This is a genomic window from Kitasatospora nipponensis (assembly GCF_039528135.1).
GTDB classification, from domain to species: domain Bacteria; phylum Actinomycetota; class Actinomycetes; order Streptomycetales; family Streptomycetaceae; genus Kitasatospora; species Kitasatospora nipponensis.
Genome location: NZ_BAAALF010000461.1, coordinates 1 through 1,384, shown reverse-complemented (window position 1 = coordinate 1,384; position 1,384 = coordinate 1). Strand labels below are relative to the sequence as shown.

Here is a 1,384-nt window from a genome sequence, read left to right as displayed (position 1 = left end):
GCGTCAACGGCTACAAGGGCGGCACCTGCGGCGAGTACTGCAAGTACGACCCGGCGAAGGCCAAGCAGCTGGTGACCGAGGGCGGCGGCGTCCCGGGCAACAAGATCACCATCACGTACAACCCCGACGGCGGCCACAAGGAGTGGGTGGACGCGGTCTGCAACTCCATCCGCCAGGCCACCGGCGTGGAGTGCGTCGGCGACCCGAAGACCGACTTCAAGACCGCCCGTGCGGCGATCACCGGACACACCATCAACGGCGCGTTCCGGACCGGCTGGCAGCAGGACTACCCGCTGAACGCCAACTTCCTCGCCGACGTCTACCGGACCGGCGCGGCCTCGAACGACTTCGGCTACAGCAGCCCGCAGTTCGACCAGCTGGCCAACACCGCCGACCAGGCCGACTCGGTCCAGGCCTCGGTCACCGGCTACCAGTCGGCGGGGGGGGGGCTCGCCCAGGACTTCCCGGCGATCCCGCTCTGGTACTACCGGACCAACTCCGGCTACTCCACCAAGGTGCAGAACGTGAAGTTCGACTCCTTCGGCAACCCGGCCTGGACCGATGTCGAGGTCAGGGCCTGACAGCCACCCCGCCGGCCCCGCCCTCCGAGTCAGGAAGGCGGGGCCCAGGCACTAGCCCCTTTGCGGAAGGAGGCAAACGATGGGCAGCTACGTCCTACGGCGAGTGCTGCAGATGATCCCGGTGTTCTTCGGCGCCACCCTGCTGATCTTCCTGATGGTCTACACCCTGCCGGGAGACCCGATCGCCGCCATGTTCGGCGACAAGGCGGCCGACCCGGCCACGGTGGCCAACCTGCGGCACAAGTTCTACCTGGACCAGCCGCTCTGGAAGCAGTACCTGCACTACATGGGCAACGTCCTGACCCTGGACTTCGGCACCAGCTTCACCGGCCGCCCGGTCTCCGAGATCATGGCCGACGCCTTCCCGGTGACCATCCGGCTGGCCCTGGTCGCCTTCTTCTTCGAGATCGTGATCGGTCTGACGCTGGGTCTGCTCTCCGGTCTCAAGCGCGGCTCGTTCGCCGACACCCTGGTCCTGGTGCTCACCCTGGTGGTGATCTCGATCCCGGTCTTCGTGCTCGGCTACATCGCCCAGACCATCTTCGCGATCGACCTCGGCTGGGTGACCGCGACCGTGCAGGACTCCAAGGACATCACCCAACTGATCCTGCCGGGACTGGTGCTGGCCTCGCTCTCGCTCGCGTACGTGGCCCGGCTGACCCGGACCTCGATCGGCGAGAACCTGCGGGCCGACTACATCCGCACCGCCACGGCCAAGGGCCTGCCACGGCGCACCATCATCGGCCGGCACCTGCTGCGCAACTCGCTGATCCCGGTGGTCACCTTCCTGGGTACCGACCTCG

Annotated in this window: 1 protein-coding gene and 1 pseudogene; both read left to right on the top strand. The window is 67.3% G+C overall.

Annotated elements, in window-relative coordinates:
- A pseudogene (locus ABD323_RS41195) lies at positions 1-581 on the top strand (ABC transporter substrate-binding protein); the annotation flags it as partial.
- Positions 582-660: 79 nt separating this feature from the next.
- Positions 661-1,384: ABC transporter permease (locus ABD323_RS41190; RefSeq protein WP_344447217.1), on the top strand; the 724-nt coding region annotated here is incomplete at its 3' end.